This is a genomic window from Nonomuraea sp. NPDC005730, assembly GCF_040630865.1.
GTDB lineage: Bacteria > Actinomycetota > Actinomycetes > Streptosporangiales > Streptosporangiaceae > Nonomuraea.
Window position 1 is genome coordinate 1 of the sequence record NZ_JBEXYK010000045.1, and the last position, 13,988, is coordinate 13,988.

The window sequence follows — 13,988 nt, forward strand, 5'->3', positions numbered from 1 at the left end:
GGGCCAGTTCCGGCGCACTCTTCAGCAGATCGTCGACCCTCACATAGAGTGCGGTTGCGAGGGTGTCCAGTTCGGTCGTCACAACCCGAGAATGGACATCCTCGCCCTATCTCCGCAGCTATGCCTTGGACTCATTCATCTAGTACGACATGTCACCGATCGTCGTGAAATTTCGTGTGATGTCGTGGGACGAATTCACGCGCCCTTCAGCGGTAGGACATCCAGCGCGGATACCTTTCGACCCTTATCTGTAGGTTTGCTGCCAAGGGAAGCGTCATGTCTCGTTCGTTCATCGCCATGCTGGCCGTCGGCGCGGCTCTGGCCACCACCGTCGCCGCGCCCGCCGACGCCGCCTCGGGACGGCAGCCGCGCGTCCTGTCCGACGTGACGCTGCCCGCCCCCGACCTGGCCGCCTTCGAGCCGGACATCGTCAAGGACTCCCGCGGCGTCAAGCTGGGCGGCCTCGGCAGCGGCCTGTTCCCGGCCAGGCGCGCGGGCGAGTACTGGATGGTCACCGACCGCGGCCCGAACGGCGAGCCCAAGGTCAACGGGGAGAAGCGGCGCACGTTCCCGGTGCCGGAGTTCGCGCCGGCGATCGTCCGCGTGGCCGTCCGGCACGGCGCGGCGCGCATCGTGGAGAGCATCCCGCTGAAGACCTCCGACGGCACCCCGATCACCGGCCTGTCCAACCAGTCCGGCCACGACGAGCCCCCCTACACCTGGGACGGCCTGACGCAGCTCCCCTACGACCCGAACGGCCTGGACACCGAGGACATCGTCACCGACGGCCGCGGCGGCTTCTGGCTGGTGGACGAGTACTCCCCCTCGCTGCTGCACGTGGCGGGCGACGGCCGCGTCCTGGCCAGGTACGTCCCCAAGGGCCTGAAGCTCACCGGCGCCGGCTACCCGGTCCACGAGACGCTGCCCGCGATCCTGGCGACCCGGCAGCAGAACCGCGGCATCGAGGCGCTCGGCGTCTCGCAGGCCGAGCGCGCCCTGTACCTGGCCGTGCAGAGCCCGCTCGCCAACCCCGACAAGAAGACCGGCAAGGCGTCGAGCACGGCCCGCATCCTGCGGGTGGACCTGCGTACCGGCCGCCCGACCGGCGAGTGGGCCTACACCATGGAGAACGTGGCCACCTTCGACCCGGCGGCCGAGCAGGGCGACATGAAGATCTCCGCCCTGAACGTGCTGAGCCCCGGCCGCCTGCTGCTCCAGGAGCGCACCGACGCCGTGGCCCGCCTCTACACCGTGGACCTGCGCCGGGCGACGAACCTGCTCGGCGGCCGGCACGACGACCCGGCCACCACGCCCTCGCTGGAGGCGTCGCTGCCGTCGAACGTCACCGTCGCCCCCAAGGCACTGGCCGTGGACCTGGCGGCGATCCCCGGCCTGCCCGGCAAGATCGAGGGCGTCGCCCTGCTCGACCCGGTGACGCTCGCCGTGGCCAACGACAACGACTTCGGCCTCGGCACCTTCGACGCCGACGGCCGCCTGGTGGACTCGGGCGTGACCAGCCGGATCCTGACGATCCGCCTGGCCAAGCCGCTCTTCTGAGCCGTCCCGTCAGGACGACGTGCTCGCGTACGGGTCCCATCCGGCGGGCAAGGGCTCGGGGGCCGTCACGGCCGAGGTGATCGGGCGGAACTCGGCGCGTTCGCCCGACTCGGTGATGGCCGTCATGAGCTCCAGCACGTGCAGCGTCAGCTCGCCCGAGGCCCGGTGCGGCGTGCCCGCGCGCAGCGACCGGGCCAGGTCGAGCACGCCGATGCCGCGTCCGGCCCGGCCGGCGGCGACGGGCAGCTCGCGCCAGTCGGGGTCGTGCCGGCCGCGGGCCAGCAGCGGGCCGCCGAAGGTGTTGGGGTCGGGCAGCAGCAGGGCGCCTTCCGTGCCGATCACCTCGATCAGCTTGCGGCTGACGGGCGAGTCGAAGCTGAAGGTCGCGGTGGCGGTGGCCGTGCCGGGGAAGTCCAGCAGGGCGTTGACGTGGGTGGGCACGTCCACGGGGAACAGGGTGCCGGCTTTGGGGCCCGAGCCGACGACTCGCTCGGCGCGGGCCCTGCGCGTGCCGCCCGCGACCCGGGCGACCGGGCCGAGCAGGGAGACCAGCGCGGTCAGGTAGTAGGGGCCCATGTCGAACAGGGGGCCGCCGCCGGGCCGGTAGTAGAACTCGGGATCGGGGTGCCAGGACTCCGGGCCCAGGTTCTGGAAGGCGACGGTGATCCCGACCGGCTCGCCGATCAGACCGGAGCGCAGGGCGTGCGCCGCGGCCTGGAGCCCGGGGCCGAGGAAGGTGTCGGGGGCGCCGCCGACGCGCAGGCCCAGGTTGGCGGCCTCGGCCATGACCTTGGCCGCCTGGTCCATGTCCAGGGCGAGCGGCTTCTCGCCGTACACATGTTTGCCGGCGCGCAGGGACTCCAGCGCGACGGCCGCGTGCGCGGCCGGGACCGTCAGGTTGACCACGATCTCGACCTCGGGCAGGGCGAGGATCTCGGCCAGGCTGCCCGAGGCGGGCACGCCGTGCTCGCGGGCCGCCACGGCGGCCCGGCCGGTGTCCAGGTCGGCCACGCCGAGCACCCGCACGTCGGGGAAGGCGGTGAGGTTGCGCAGGTACTGGGCGCTGATCACCCCGGCGCCGACGACCGCGACGCCCACGGGCCCGCTGCTCATGAACCCTCCAGACTGGTTGCGCTGCTCATGATCCCTCCAGGCCGGTGAGGTGGGCGTGGCTGTCGGCGAGTGCGGTGAACAGGTCGGTCGCGCACGTGTCGAGCTCGACGATCCGCCAGGCGTCCGGCGCGGCGGCCAGGATCTCGGGCACCGGCATCGCGCCCGACCCCACCGCCGTGTGCGGCTCGCCCTTCACCACCGGCCCGTCCTTGACGTGCAGCGCGAGGGTGCGCCCGGCCAGGCGGCCGAGCAGGGCGGGCACGTCGGCGCCGCCCACGGCCGCCCAGTACGTGTCGATCTCCAGGAACACCTCGGGGGCGAGCAGGTCGGCCAGCGCCTCGATGGCGTGGCGGCCGTCGATCCTGGGCTCGATCTCCCACCAGTGGTTGTGGTAGCCGATGCGCATGCCGTGCCCGGCCGCCTGCTCGGCCAGGCCGTTCAGCAGGTCGGCGGTGCGCGAGAGGCCGTCGCGGGTGGTGAACTCGGCCTCGGGGACGCCGCCGGGGATGATCACCAGGTCGGCGCCGACCGTGGCGACGGCGTCGAAGACCTCGGCGGGCTCCTGGCTGAGCAGCGCGTACGCGTGCGTGCTGCTCACCGCGAGCCCCAGGTCGTCGATCACCTGGCGGAAGCCCTTGGGGTCGGTGGTCGGGTCGAAGGGCTCGACGGCGCCGTAACCGATGCCGGCGATGCGCTCAAGGGTGCCGTCGCGGTCGGCGGCGAGCTGTTCCCTGACGGTGTAGAGCTGGACGCTGAGCGGCCTGGTCATCCACGGACCCCCATGAGGTGCTCAAGGGCGAGCTGGTTGAGCCGGGTGAAGTGGAAGCCGCGCCGGGCCGCCGCCTCGGGGTCGAAGTCGTCGGCGGCCAGGTCCTGCCAGGTCTCGCCCGCGGCGAGGGTGGGCCGGGCCAGCTCGTCCACGCGGGAGGCGCGCAGCGCCTCCTGGACCTCGGGGTCGGCGCGGAAGGCGCGCGACTTCTCCTTCAGGATCAGGTACGTGCGCATGTTCGCGGCGGCCGAGTCCCACACGTCGTCGGGGTCCTCGGTGCGCAGCGGCTTGTAGTCGAAGTGCCGGGTGCCGTCGTAGCCGCCGTTCTCCAGCAGGTCGACCAGGAAGAAGGCGCTCTTGAGGTCGCCGTGGCCGAAGATCAGGTCCTGGTCGTACTTGGGGCCGTGCTGGCCGTTGAGGTCGATGTGGAACAGCTTGCCGTGCCACAGCGCCTGGGCGATGCCGTGGACGAAGTTGAGCCCCGCCATCTGCTCGTGGCCGACCTCGGGGTTGAGGCCCACCATCTCGGGGTGTTCCAGGTCGTTGATGAGCGCCAGGGCGTGGCCGATGGTCGGCAGCAGGATGTCGCCGCGCGGCTCGTTGGGCTTGGGCTCCAGGGCGAAGCGCAGGTCGTAGCCGCGGTCGAGGACGTACTGGCAGAGCAGGTCCAGGCCCTCCTTGTAGCGGTCGAGGGCCGCCTTGACGTCCTTGGCCGCGTCGGACTCGGCGCCCTCGCGTCCGCCCCAGCACACGTACGTGGTCGCGCCGAGCGAGGCGGCCAGGTCGATGTTGCGCATGACCTTGCGCAGGGCGTACCGGCGCACGTCGCGGTCGTTGCTGGTGAACGCGCCGTCCTTGAACACCGGGTGGGTGAACAGGTTCGTGGTGGCCATCGGGACCTTCATCCCGGTCTCGTCCAGGGCCTTGCGGAAGGCGGCGATCGCCTTGTCCCGGTCGGGCTCGACTGCCAGCAGGTCGTCGTCGTGGAAGGTGACGCCGTACGCGCCGAGCTCGGCCAGCCGGTGCACGCTCTCGACCGGGTCGAGCGCGGGACGGCTCGCGTCGCCGAACGGGTCACGGGCCTGCCAGCCCACGGTCCAGAGTCCGAAGGTGAAGCGATCGGCTGGTGTCGGAGTGAAGGATGACATTTGCTGACGTCCCCTACCTTTAGTCCATAATCTGTACATAATCCTGAGGAGGCATGCATGGTGGCGTCAAGGGGGGTCCGGCATGATTCCATGCGTGCCCGCAATCTGGCCGTGGTACTCCAGGCCGTCCACGGGCACGGCCCGCTCACCAGGGCGGCGCTGGCCGAGCTCACCGGACTGACCAAGACCACCGTGTCCAGCCTGGTCGCGGCTCTGCTGGAGGCCGGCGCAGTGAGCGAGTCGGGCGCGGTGCGCGACGGCGAGCGCGGGCGGCCCGGCGTGGCCGTGGGGCTGAGCGGGCACCGGGTGGCCGCGCTCGGGCTGGAGATCAACATCGACTACCTGGCCGCCTGCGTGGTCGACCTCACCCGGTCCGTACGCCTGCGCCGCACCCGCCCGGCCGACAACCGCGGCTCCGACCCGGCCGGCGTGCTGCAACTGCTGCGCGACCTGGTGAAGGAGGTCACCGCGGAGGCCGAGGTGGCCGGGCTGCGGATCATCGGCGCCGCGCTGGCCGTGCCCGGCACGGTCGAGGGCGCCCTGCTGCGCAACGCCCCTCATCTGGGCTGGCGCGACGTACGGGTGGCCGACCTGCTCGACCTGCCGTGCGCGGTCGACAACGAGGCGAACCTGGCGGCGCTGGGCGAGTTGTGGTTCGGCGCGCGGGCGACGGACTTCCTCTACGTCTCAGGCGAGATCGGCGTCGGCGCCGGGCTGGTCGTGGACGGGACCGTGTTCCGGGGGACGTACGGGCTGGCCGGCGAGCTCGGGCACGTCGTCGTGACCCCCGACGGCCCCGCCTGCCGCTGCGGCGGCCGCGGCTGCCTGGAGGTGTACGCCGGCCAGGACGCCCTGCTCGGCGCACTGGACTCGGTCGCCGCCCTGGTGGACGCGCTGGCCGAGGGCGACCGGTGCGCGCTGGCCGCCTGCGCGCGGGCCGGGGAGGCGCTCGGGGTGGCGCTCACCTCGGCCGTGCACCTGCTGGACCCCGGCCGGATCGTGCTCGGCGGCATCTTCGCCCCGCTGTTCCCGTGGCTGGCGGCCCCGGCGCGGGACGTGCTGGCGACCCGGCTGGGGCAGATGCGCGGCACGCCGCCCGCCCTGGTCGTCTCGGCCAACGGCGCCGACGCGGCGGTGCTGGGGGCGGCCGGGCTGATCATCCAGCGGATCGTCGCCGACCCCGCGAAAGTGCTGGGCCTGTGAGGGTCAGTAGTAGCCCTTGTTCCCGTCGACCAGCTCCCTGACGATGTCGAGGTGGCCGGCGTGCCTGGCGGTCTCCTCGACCATGTGGATCAGCACCCAGCGCAGCGAGGACGCCGCCGACCGGAAGTCGGGGTGCTTGCCGACGTCGTCGAGCGAGTGGGCGGCGACGATCTCGTTGGAGCGCTCGCACTGCTTGGCGTAGTCGTCGAGGAGCTGGGCCAGCGTGACGCCCTCGACCAGCATGTCGGCGTCTTCGGGCTCCTCCAGGAACTGCGGGTTGCCCTCGGCGCTGCCGCCCAGGAAGAGCACCTCGAACCAGCAGTGCTCGGTCCAGCGCATGTGGGCGACCAGACCGGCCACCGTCATCAGGGGCGAGGTCGGCAGGACCGGCCGGTGGGCGTCGGCCTCGGACAACCCCTCGCACTTCCAGTGGACGATCGAGCGCTGCATGTCCAGCCAGCCGACAAGCTGGGTACGTTCGTCGGCCACGAAAGGCGGACGTACACGGGGTGGCGTCATGCGCCGGAGGCTACTGCAGGGCTCACCGGCAACGCACCGCATTTTCGGCCGGTTCGCGTATGACCCCGGCGAGCCGCGACAATGGCTCGATGGCGGAAAGTGCAGAGGCCGACTGGGTCTCCAGGTTCGCGGACGAGGTGATCTCCGAGGCGGAGCGTCGTGCCCCGGGCAAACCGATCGTCTGCGCCTCCGGGCTCAGCCCCTCCGGCCCCATCCACCTGGGCAACCTGCGCGAGGTCATGACCCCCCACCTCGTCGCCGACGAGATCAGGCGGCGCGGCCTCGACTGCGTGCACCTGCTGTCCTGGGACGACTACGACCGCTTCCGCAGGGTGCCCGCGGGCATCGACCCGTCCTGGGCCGAGCACATCGGCAAGCCGCTGACCTCGGTGCCCGCCCCGCCGGGCAGCCCGCACGCCAACTGGGCCGAACACTTCAAGGCACCGATGACCGCGGCGCTGGCCGAGCTGGGCGTCGACTACCGGGGCATCAGCCAGACCGAGCAGTACACCTCGGGCGCCTACCGGGAGCAGATCCTGCTGGCCGTGCGCGAGCGGTCGCGGATCGACGCGATCCTGGCGGCGTACCGGACCAAGGACGGCGGCCGGGAGGTGGCGGACTACTTCCCGTACAAGCCGTACTGCGAGCTGTGCGAGCGCGACCTCACCAAGGTCACCGCGTACGACGACGAGACGACCGAGCTGGCCTACACCTGCGAGTGCGGGTTCGGCGAGACCGTGCGGCTGGCCGAGCACGACCGCGGCAAGCTGGTGTGGAAGGTCGACTGGCCGATGCGGTGGGCGTACGAGGGCGTGGTCTTCGAGCCGTCGGGCGTCGACCACCACTCCCCCGGCTCGGCCTGGATCGTCGGCGGCCAGATCGTCGGCGAGGTGTTCGGCGGCGAGCAGCCGATCGGCCCGATGTACGCCTTCGTCGGCATCACCGGCATGGCCAAGATGAGCAGCTCCAAGGGCGACGTGCCGACCCCGGCCGACGCGCTGGAGATCATGGAGGCGTCCGTGCTGCGCTGGCTGTACGCCCGCCGCAAGCCCGCCCAGTCCTTCAAGGTCGCCTTCGACCAGGAGATCCAGCGCCTCTACGACGAGTGGGACGCCCTGGCCCGCAAGGTCGCCGCCGGCCAGGCCCAGCCCGCCGAGCTGGCCGCCCACGCCCGCGCCGTGGGCACCGCCGCCGGGCCGCTGCCGGCCACCCCGAGCCCGGTGCCCTACCGCACGCTGGCCTCGATCCTCGACATCACCACCGGCCACGACGAGCAGGCGCTGCGCATCCTGCGCGACCTCGACGCCGTCGACGAGCTCGACCAGGCCCGCCCCCGGCTCGACCGGGCGCAGCGCTGGGTGGCCGACCACCTGCCCGCCGACCAGCGCACCCGCGTACGCGAGACGCCCGACCAGGAGCTGCTCGACTCCCTCGGCCAGACCGAGCGCGAGTCGTTGCGGCTGCTGGCCGAGGGCCTCGACGACTGGACTCTCGACGGCCTCACCGGCCTGGTCTACGGCGTGCCGAAGCTCCAGGCCGGCCTTGACGCCGACGCCAAGCCCACGCCGGAGCTGAAGGCGGCCCAGCGCGCGTTCTTCGTGCTGCTCTACCGGCTGCTGGTCGGCCGGGACACCGGGCCGCGGCTGCCCACGCTGCTCATGGCGGTGGGCGCCGACCGGGTGCGGAAGCTGGTCGGCGGGTGAGGGGCGGCCGCGGGTGAACGGCGGACTTGTATTTCGAAGCCGGATTTACAGCAATTGTGCAAGATGTGGTGCTTGGAGAGGACTTGGAGCGGTTCACCCGGTGGATCCGCACCCGTCCGCTCCGGGTGGTCGTGCTCGCGCCCGACGCCGCCGCCGTCGAGCGCCGCGAGCGCGAACGCGCCAAGACCGGCTCCGGCGCCTGGACGATCGCCCAGCTCGACGCCACCCTGCGGGCCGGTACGCCACGGATCGGCCTGTGGCTGGACACCTCCGCGCAGTCCCCCGCCGAGACCGTCGACGAGATCCTCGCGCGGGCGGACGAGGCATTGGTCGGTGGAGATCGCATATAAGTAGGATCACTGCAAGGCAGTGTCAAGTGGGCTGCATGTGTGCAGGTGCACCTTGTACCCATGAACAAGCAGCCCTTCGCCGCCAGTGTCAGTGTCATCGTCCCCGCGATGAACGAAGCCGAGAACCTTCCCCACGTCTTCGCCACGCTGCCCGAGTGGATCGACGAGGTGATCCTGGTCGACGGCAACTCGACCGACGACACCGTCGCCGTCGCGCGCAGGCTGCGCCCCGACCTCCGGGTCGTCGTGCAGAGCCGGCGGGGCAAGGGCAACGCCCTCATCGAGGGTTTCCAGGCCGCCCGGGGCGACATCATCGTCATGATCGACGCCGACGGCTCCACCGACGGCAAGGAGATCCGCTCCTTCGTCGAGACCCTCATCGACGGCGCCGACTTCGCCAAGGGCTCCCGGTACGCCCCCGGCGGCGGCTCCGACGACCTCAGCCCCATCCGCTCGCTCGGCAACAAGGTCCTCACCGGCCTGACCAACATGCTGTACGGCACCCGCTTCACCGACCTGTGCTACGGCTACAACGCCTTCTGGCGCGACCACCTGGACGTCATGGAGCTCGACTGCGACGGCTTCGAGATCGAGACCCTCATGAACGTCCGGGCCGCCCAGGCCGGCCTGGTCATCCACGAGGTGCCCAGCCACGAGCGCTCCCGGATCCACGGCGCGAGCAACCTGCACGCGGTGCGCGACGGCTGGCGCGTCCTGAAGACGATCATGCGCGAGCGTACGCGCGGGACCGCCCTGATGCCGCGGACCGAGGTGGCGCTCGCGAAGTAAGAAGTGACATTCTCGGACAATGCGCTACATAGTGATCGGAGCAGGAGCAGTCGGCGGCACCATCGGCGCCCGCCTCCACCAAGGCGGGCACGAGGTCGTGCTCGTCGCGAGAGGCGCGCACCACGAGGCGCTCAAGCGTGACGGACTCCGCCTGATCACCCCCGACTCCGACGAGACCCTGCGCATCCCCGCGGCCTCCGGCCCGATCCCCACCCGCGACGACGACGTGCTGATCCTGGCCACCAAGTCCCAGGACACCCTGGCCGCCCTCGATCCCTGGCCGACCGACCTGCCGGTGGTGTGCGCCCAGAACGGCGTGGCCAACGAGCGCACCGTCCTGCGCAGGTCCGAGCGGGTCTACGGCATGTGCGTGTGGCTGCCCTCCCAGCACCTCGAACCCGGCGTCGTGGCCGCCTACGGCCGGCCGTACTCGGGCCTGCTGCACGTCGGGCGCCATCCCCAGGCTGTGGACGACCTCGCCGGGCAGATCGCCGACGATCTCGGCAAACACGGACTGCTCGCCCGCGCCACCCCCGACGTCATGCGCTGGAAGCACGGCAAGCTGCTCGGCAACCTCGGCAACGCCGTCGAAGCCCTCGTCGGGCACGCCGACGGCATGGTCGAGCTCTTCGACCGGGCCCGCGCCGAGGCCATCAACGTGTTCGAGCACGCGGGCATCCCCTACTCCACCCCCGAGGACGAGCGCCGGGTCCGCGGCGACCAGGTGGACGTCGTCCCCATCGAAGGCGTCCAGCGTGGCGGCGGGTCGTCCTGGCAGAGCCTGGCCAGGGGCAGCGGCTCGATCGAGGCCGACTACCTCAACGGCGAGATCGTCCTGCTCGGCCGCGAGCACGGCGTGCCCACGCCGGTCAACGAAGTGCTGCGCCGCGAGGCCAACCGGGTCGCCCGCGAGAAGCTGCCGCCCGCCTCGATGCCGGTGGCGGAGCTGACCGCGCTCATCGACGCGCGTTCCGCAGCCTGATCCCGCTGAACCGCATGCTGCTGCCCGTCACCTCGTGCCAGAACGGCCACAGGTTGTCCAGCACGCGCAGCTGGATCCCGGCCTGCTCGTGCAGCTCGAACAGGTCGCTCACCGGCTCGGGCGGGCCGAGCGGGACGACCGGCTCCCTCGACACCACGGCGTGCGGCGGGTCGCCGATCGGCGCGAACCCGGCCGCGGGCAGGCGGTAGGCGTACAGTCGGACGTCCATGATGGCCTTGAGCCAGGCGTACTCGACGGCGTGCACGCGGTCGCCGCAGCCCGCGCCGGCGATCCTGGCCACGTCCTCGTCGGTCGTGTCCGGCCCGCGCCAGGCCATCGCCCGCGGGCAGGCGCGCGGGAACCAGTAGTCGGGGCAGCGGTCGTGGCCGACCGCCCACACGTACGGCTCGCCGAGCGAGGACGTCACCGCGACATGGGGCACGAACCGCTCGATGGTCGGGTCCTCGGAGAAATGCAGCACCTGGCCTGGCTCGGGTCTCATACCCGCCATCATGCGCATACCCCGTCTTCGTCAGGGCAGAAGAAACGCGCTCTGACGACAAGGGGTGAGTTCGGATGGTCTTATTGGGTCTGATCCTGGTCCTGCTCGCCGGCGGCGCCGTCGCCTTGGTGGCGACGGAGGAGAGTTCCAGGTACATCCTGTTCGGCAACACCTACCAGCTCGACCACGTCCAGATGTTCCTCGCGGGAGCGGTCGCCGCGGCCGCACTGCTGGCGGGGATCTGGCTGATCGGCGCCGGGTCGCGCAGGACGGCCAGGAATCGCCGCAGGCTGCGGGCCGCCCGCGCCGAGGCGTCCGACCGGGTCTCCCGGCTGGAGGGCGAGAAGCGCGACCTGGAACGGCGGCTCGAACGCGACCGCAACCGCGCCGCGAACGACGGCGTGACCGACGGCGTGACGGACGGCCGCGTCGCACACGAACGGGTCGCGAGCGAGCGAGCCGCGCACGAACGGGCGGACGGCGACCGGCTGGTGGCCGGCGGCCGTCCCGACGACACCAGGCCGTGAGCTCATGGGCGCGAGGGCAGCAGCTTGCCCTCGCGCCAGAGCGCGAACCCCGTGGCCAGCGCTCCCACGCCTTCCCAGAGCCCCACGCCGAAGAACTCGCCCGGCGCCGCCCCCGTCAGCACCAGCGTCGTGAACACCGCGAACGTCACCAGCCTGAACGGCACGGTCCACCGGAAGAACGGCGTGTAGTCGGCGGATGCCGCGAAAACGTAATAGACCCCCATGTTCACCGCCGCCATCGACGAAGCCGCCATGTAGACCAGCGTGTAGTCGCCGGACGGGCGTACGTCGAGCACCTCGAAACCCAGCAGGACCAGCAGGGAGTCCGGCGACAGCAGCCCGACGAGCCCGAGCGCGAAGGCGAGCACGCCGAAGACGCCGATGGTCCAACCGGCGGTGGAACGCGGAAGACGCACAGAAATCCTTCCAAGGGGGGGTGTAATCTGCGAGGCGATCTCATCATGCACCCGGAGGTCGCATGCCCCCCACGCGTGGCCGTCCCATTGCTCTGAAGCTCCTGATCCTCCTGCTCGTGCCGCTGCTGTCCCTGGTCGGGCTGTGGGCGTTCGCGGCGGGCCTCACCGGCGGCGACGGCCTGCGCCTGCTGGAGATCAACAAACTGGCCTCCAACCTGGCCACGCCGTCGGAGCGGATCAACGCCGAGCTCCAGGACGAGCGGCTGGCCTCGGTCGCGTTCCTGGCCACCCAGCGCGGCGCCGACAAGCTGGCCAGGCAGCGCGGGCAGACCGACCGGGCCGTGGCGGCCTTCCGCAAGCTGGCCAAGGACCAGCGCGGGATGTCGCCCGAGATGCGCACGCAGCTCGACGCCCTCAACGCCAAGCTCGACCTGCTGGCCGGCATCCGCGCCGAGGTCGACGGCAACACGGTCGCGCCGCTGGCCGTGATCGACGGCTACAGCCAGATCGTGGACGCCTCCTTCCGCATGTACGACGCGATGGTGCTGGTGCCCGACATGTCGCTGTACCGGCAGGCGCGGGCCGTCACCATGCTCGGCGAGGCCAAGGACCTGGTCTCGCGGGAACGCGCGATGATCGTCGTGGTGCTGGCCAGAGGGCGGGTCGAGGCCGTCGAGCGGGAGGCGTTCACCGGGATGGTGGCGACCCGGCGGCTGCTGTACTCGCAGGCGCTCTCGCACCTGGACGGCGGCCTGCGCGGCCCGTACGAGCAGCTGGCCGCCTCGCCCGTCTACAAGGAGTTCCTCGACGCCGAGGACGCCATCCGGGGCCAGGCCGCGATGAACGGCCTGCCTGCCACCGCCGCCACCTGGGAGATCGACGGCCAGAACCTGTGGGCCGTGCTCGAACGCGACCAGGGCCAGGCCGTGGCGGGCATCGTGGCCCGGGTGACGCCGGCCGCCGGGAGCATCCTGATCAAGATCGGCGTTGCCGGCGGCGTGGGCCTGCTCGCCGTGCTCGCCTCGATCCTGCTGTCGCTGCGCTTCCGCAGGCGGCTGGTCCGCGAGCTGGCCGGGCTGCGCGACGCGGCCACCGAACTGGCCGAGGTGCGGCTGTCCGGGCTGATCGAGCGGCTGCGCACGAACACCCGCCCGCCCACGGCCGCCGAGGTCGCGCCGCTGGAGGTCAGGACGGAGACCTCAGAGGTCGCCGACATCGTGCGCGCCTTCAACCACGTGCAGTCCACGGCCGTCGAGGCCGCCGTCGACCAGGCCAGGCTGCGGCACGGCGTCAGCCAGGTCTTCGTGAACCTGGCCCGGCGCAACCAGTCGCTGCTGCACCGCCAGTTGCTCCAGCTCGACGGCATGCAGCGGGCCACCGAGGAGCCGGACCTGCTGGCCGACCTGTTCAAGCTGGACCACCTCACCACCCGCATGCGCAGGCACGCGGAGAGCCTGATCATCCTGTCCGACCAGGCCCCGGGGCGCGGCTGGCGCAACCCGGTGCCCATCCTCGACGTGTTGCGCGCGGCCGTCGCGGAGGTCGAGGAGTACGAACGCGTCGAGATCCTCATGCCGCCGCAGACCGCGCTGCTCGGCGCGACCGTCACGGACGTGGCCCACCTGCTGGCCGAGCTGGTCGAGAACGCCACGCTCTTCTCACCCCCCAAGACCAGGGTGGACATGCGCAGTTCGAGCACCCCGCACGGCCTGATGATCGAGATCGAGGACCGCGGCCTCGGCCTGCCCCGGGTCGAGCTGGACGAGCTCAACGACCGGCTGGCCAAGATGCCCGAGTTCGACCTGGCGCAGAGCGACCGGCTGGGCCTGTTCGTGGTCGGCCGGCTGGCCGCCCGGCACGACATCAAGGTCACCCTCGCGCCCTCGCCCTACGGCGGCCTGACCGCGATGGTCTTCCTGCCCTCAGCCCTCCTGGCCGACCAGCCGGTCCTCACCGGGAGCTAGGTACGCCGTCCTGCCCGAGGCCCGCGCCCGCGCGACCGCCAGCAGCCGCCGGTGGCCGTGGGCGGGCAGCAGGCGGGCGGCCTCCTCGTGGGTGTAGAAGCCGTGGTCGTCCAGCTCCTCGGCCTGCAAGGTGATCACCGCGCCCGGCGGGAGCTCGCCGCAGTCGAACATGAAGTTGACCATCGCGTACGGCACGTAGGCCAGGCCGTCGACCCAGCTCACGGCGAGCAGCCTGCCGACCTCCAGCACCAGGCCGAGCTCCTCGGCGACCTCCCTGGCGCACGCCTGCGCCGGGTGCTCGCCCGCATCGATGATGCCGCCGGGGAAGGACCAGTGGTCGCGGTAGTTGGGCTTGACGAGCAGGGCCCGGCCCCGCTCGTCCGTGATGTAGGCCGCGGCTCCGGTGACGACCCGGTTGACGGTGGACCAGAAATCGTTCACCGGGC

General features: G+C 71.7%; 15 protein-coding genes. 8 read left to right on the forward strand and 7 right to left on the reverse strand.

Features of this window, described 5'->3' with window-relative positions:
• Positions 1-276 precede the first annotated feature (276 nt).
• Entirely contained in the window at positions 277-1,557 is a 1,281-nt protein-coding gene (locus ABZ444_RS35660; RefSeq protein ID WP_358006876.1) for an esterase-like activity of phytase family protein, read from the forward strand.
• 9 nt (positions 1,558-1,566) lie between these two features.
• Here the strand turns inward: ABZ444_RS35660 and ABZ444_RS35665 are convergent, their stop codons facing one another.
• Genes ABZ444_RS35665 through xylA form a run of 3 tightly spaced genes read right to left on the reverse strand, consistent with a single transcriptional unit; the run spans position 1,567 to position 4,587 of the window.
• Positions 1,567-2,670 (reverse strand): Gfo/Idh/MocA family oxidoreductase, encoded by a 1,104-nt coding sequence (locus ABZ444_RS35665; protein WP_358006879.1) that lies wholly within the window; start codon positions 2,668-2,670, stop codon positions 1,567-1,569.
• Positions 2,671-2,695: 25 nt separating this feature from the next.
• Positions 2,696-3,439, reverse strand: a complete 744-nt coding sequence (locus ABZ444_RS35670) for a sugar phosphate isomerase/epimerase (RefSeq protein WP_358006881.1) — start codon at positions 3,437-3,439, stop codon at positions 2,696-2,698.
• Positions 3,436-4,587: a xylose isomerase gene (gene xylA / locus ABZ444_RS35675; RefSeq protein WP_358006884.1), complete on the reverse strand. Its 1,152-nt coding sequence runs from the start codon at positions 4,585-4,587 to the stop codon at positions 3,436-3,438. Before xylA ends, ABZ444_RS35670 begins: the two co-directional genes overlap by 4 nt.
• Before the next feature lie 90 nt (positions 4,588-4,677).
• Here xylA and ABZ444_RS35680 point away from each other — a divergent pair, with 90 nt between their 5' ends.
• Entirely contained in the window at positions 4,678-5,790 is a 1,113-nt protein-coding gene (locus tag ABZ444_RS35680) for an ROK family transcriptional regulator (RefSeq protein WP_358006887.1), read from the forward strand.
• A 3-nt stretch (positions 5,791-5,793) separates the two neighbouring features.
• On the opposite strand, the gene ABZ444_RS35685 is transcribed toward ABZ444_RS35680, so the two are convergent.
• A complete protein-coding gene (locus ABZ444_RS35685; RefSeq protein ID WP_358006890.1) occupies positions 5,794-6,309 on the reverse strand; it encodes a DinB family protein in 516 nt (171 codons plus the stop codon).
• An 89-nt stretch (positions 6,310-6,398) separates the two neighbouring features.
• Between ABZ444_RS35685 and lysS the strand changes: the two genes are divergently transcribed.
• From lysS to ABZ444_RS35705, 4 genes are all read left to right on the forward strand, one after another.
• Positions 6,399-8,012, forward strand: a complete 1,614-nt coding sequence (lysS, locus tag ABZ444_RS35690) for a lysine--tRNA ligase (protein ID WP_358006893.1) — start codon at positions 6,399-6,401, stop codon at positions 8,010-8,012.
• A gap of 83 nt (positions 8,013-8,095) precedes the next feature.
• Positions 8,096-8,362 (forward strand): phosphotransferase, encoded by a 267-nt coding sequence (locus tag ABZ444_RS35695; protein WP_358006896.1) that lies wholly within the window; start codon positions 8,096-8,098, stop codon positions 8,360-8,362.
• A gap of 60 nt (positions 8,363-8,422) precedes the next feature.
• Positions 8,423-9,151 carry a glycosyltransferase family 2 protein gene (locus ABZ444_RS35700; RefSeq protein WP_358006899.1) on the forward strand — a complete coding sequence of 243 codons (729 nt, stop codon included), beginning with the start codon at positions 8,423-8,425 and terminating at the stop codon, positions 9,149-9,151.
• A 19-nt stretch (positions 9,152-9,170) separates the two neighbouring features.
• Positions 9,171-10,133 carry a 2-dehydropantoate 2-reductase N-terminal domain-containing protein gene (locus ABZ444_RS35705; RefSeq protein WP_358006902.1) on the forward strand — a complete coding sequence of 321 codons (963 nt, stop codon included), beginning with the start codon at positions 9,171-9,173 and terminating at the stop codon, positions 10,131-10,133.
• On the opposite strand, the gene ABZ444_RS35710 is transcribed toward ABZ444_RS35705, so the two are convergent.
• Positions 10,108-10,635 (reverse strand): DUF6886 family protein, encoded by a 528-nt coding sequence (locus ABZ444_RS35710; RefSeq protein ID WP_358006905.1) that lies wholly within the window; start codon positions 10,633-10,635, stop codon positions 10,108-10,110. The genes ABZ444_RS35705 and ABZ444_RS35710 overlap by 26 nt on opposite strands.
• 74 nt (positions 10,636-10,709) lie before the next feature.
• Between ABZ444_RS35710 and ABZ444_RS35715 the strand changes: the two genes are divergently transcribed.
• Positions 10,710-11,162, forward strand: a complete 453-nt coding sequence (locus ABZ444_RS35715; protein ID WP_358006908.1) for a hypothetical protein — start codon at positions 10,710-10,712, stop codon at positions 11,160-11,162.
• A gap of 2 nt (positions 11,163-11,164) precedes the next feature.
• Here ABZ444_RS35715 and ABZ444_RS35720 read toward each other — a convergent pair whose 3' ends face one another.
• Complete coding sequence (locus ABZ444_RS35720; RefSeq protein ID WP_358006911.1) at positions 11,165-11,578, reverse strand: hypothetical protein; 414 nt, start codon at positions 11,576-11,578, stop codon at positions 11,165-11,167.
• Between the two features lie 62 nt (positions 11,579-11,640).
• Here ABZ444_RS35720 and ABZ444_RS35725 point away from each other — a divergent pair, with 62 nt between their 5' ends.
• Complete coding sequence (locus ABZ444_RS35725) at positions 11,641-13,542, forward strand: nitrate- and nitrite sensing domain-containing protein (RefSeq protein ID WP_358006913.1); 1,902 nt, start codon at positions 11,641-11,643, stop codon at positions 13,540-13,542.
• Here the strand turns inward: ABZ444_RS35725 and ABZ444_RS35730 are convergent.
• Positions 13,501-13,983, reverse strand: a complete 483-nt coding sequence (locus ABZ444_RS35730) for an NUDIX hydrolase (protein ID WP_358006916.1) — start codon at positions 13,981-13,983, stop codon at positions 13,501-13,503. The two genes, ABZ444_RS35725 and ABZ444_RS35730, sit on opposite strands and share 42 nt — an antisense overlap.
• Between the last annotated feature and the right edge of the window lie 5 nt (positions 13,984-13,988).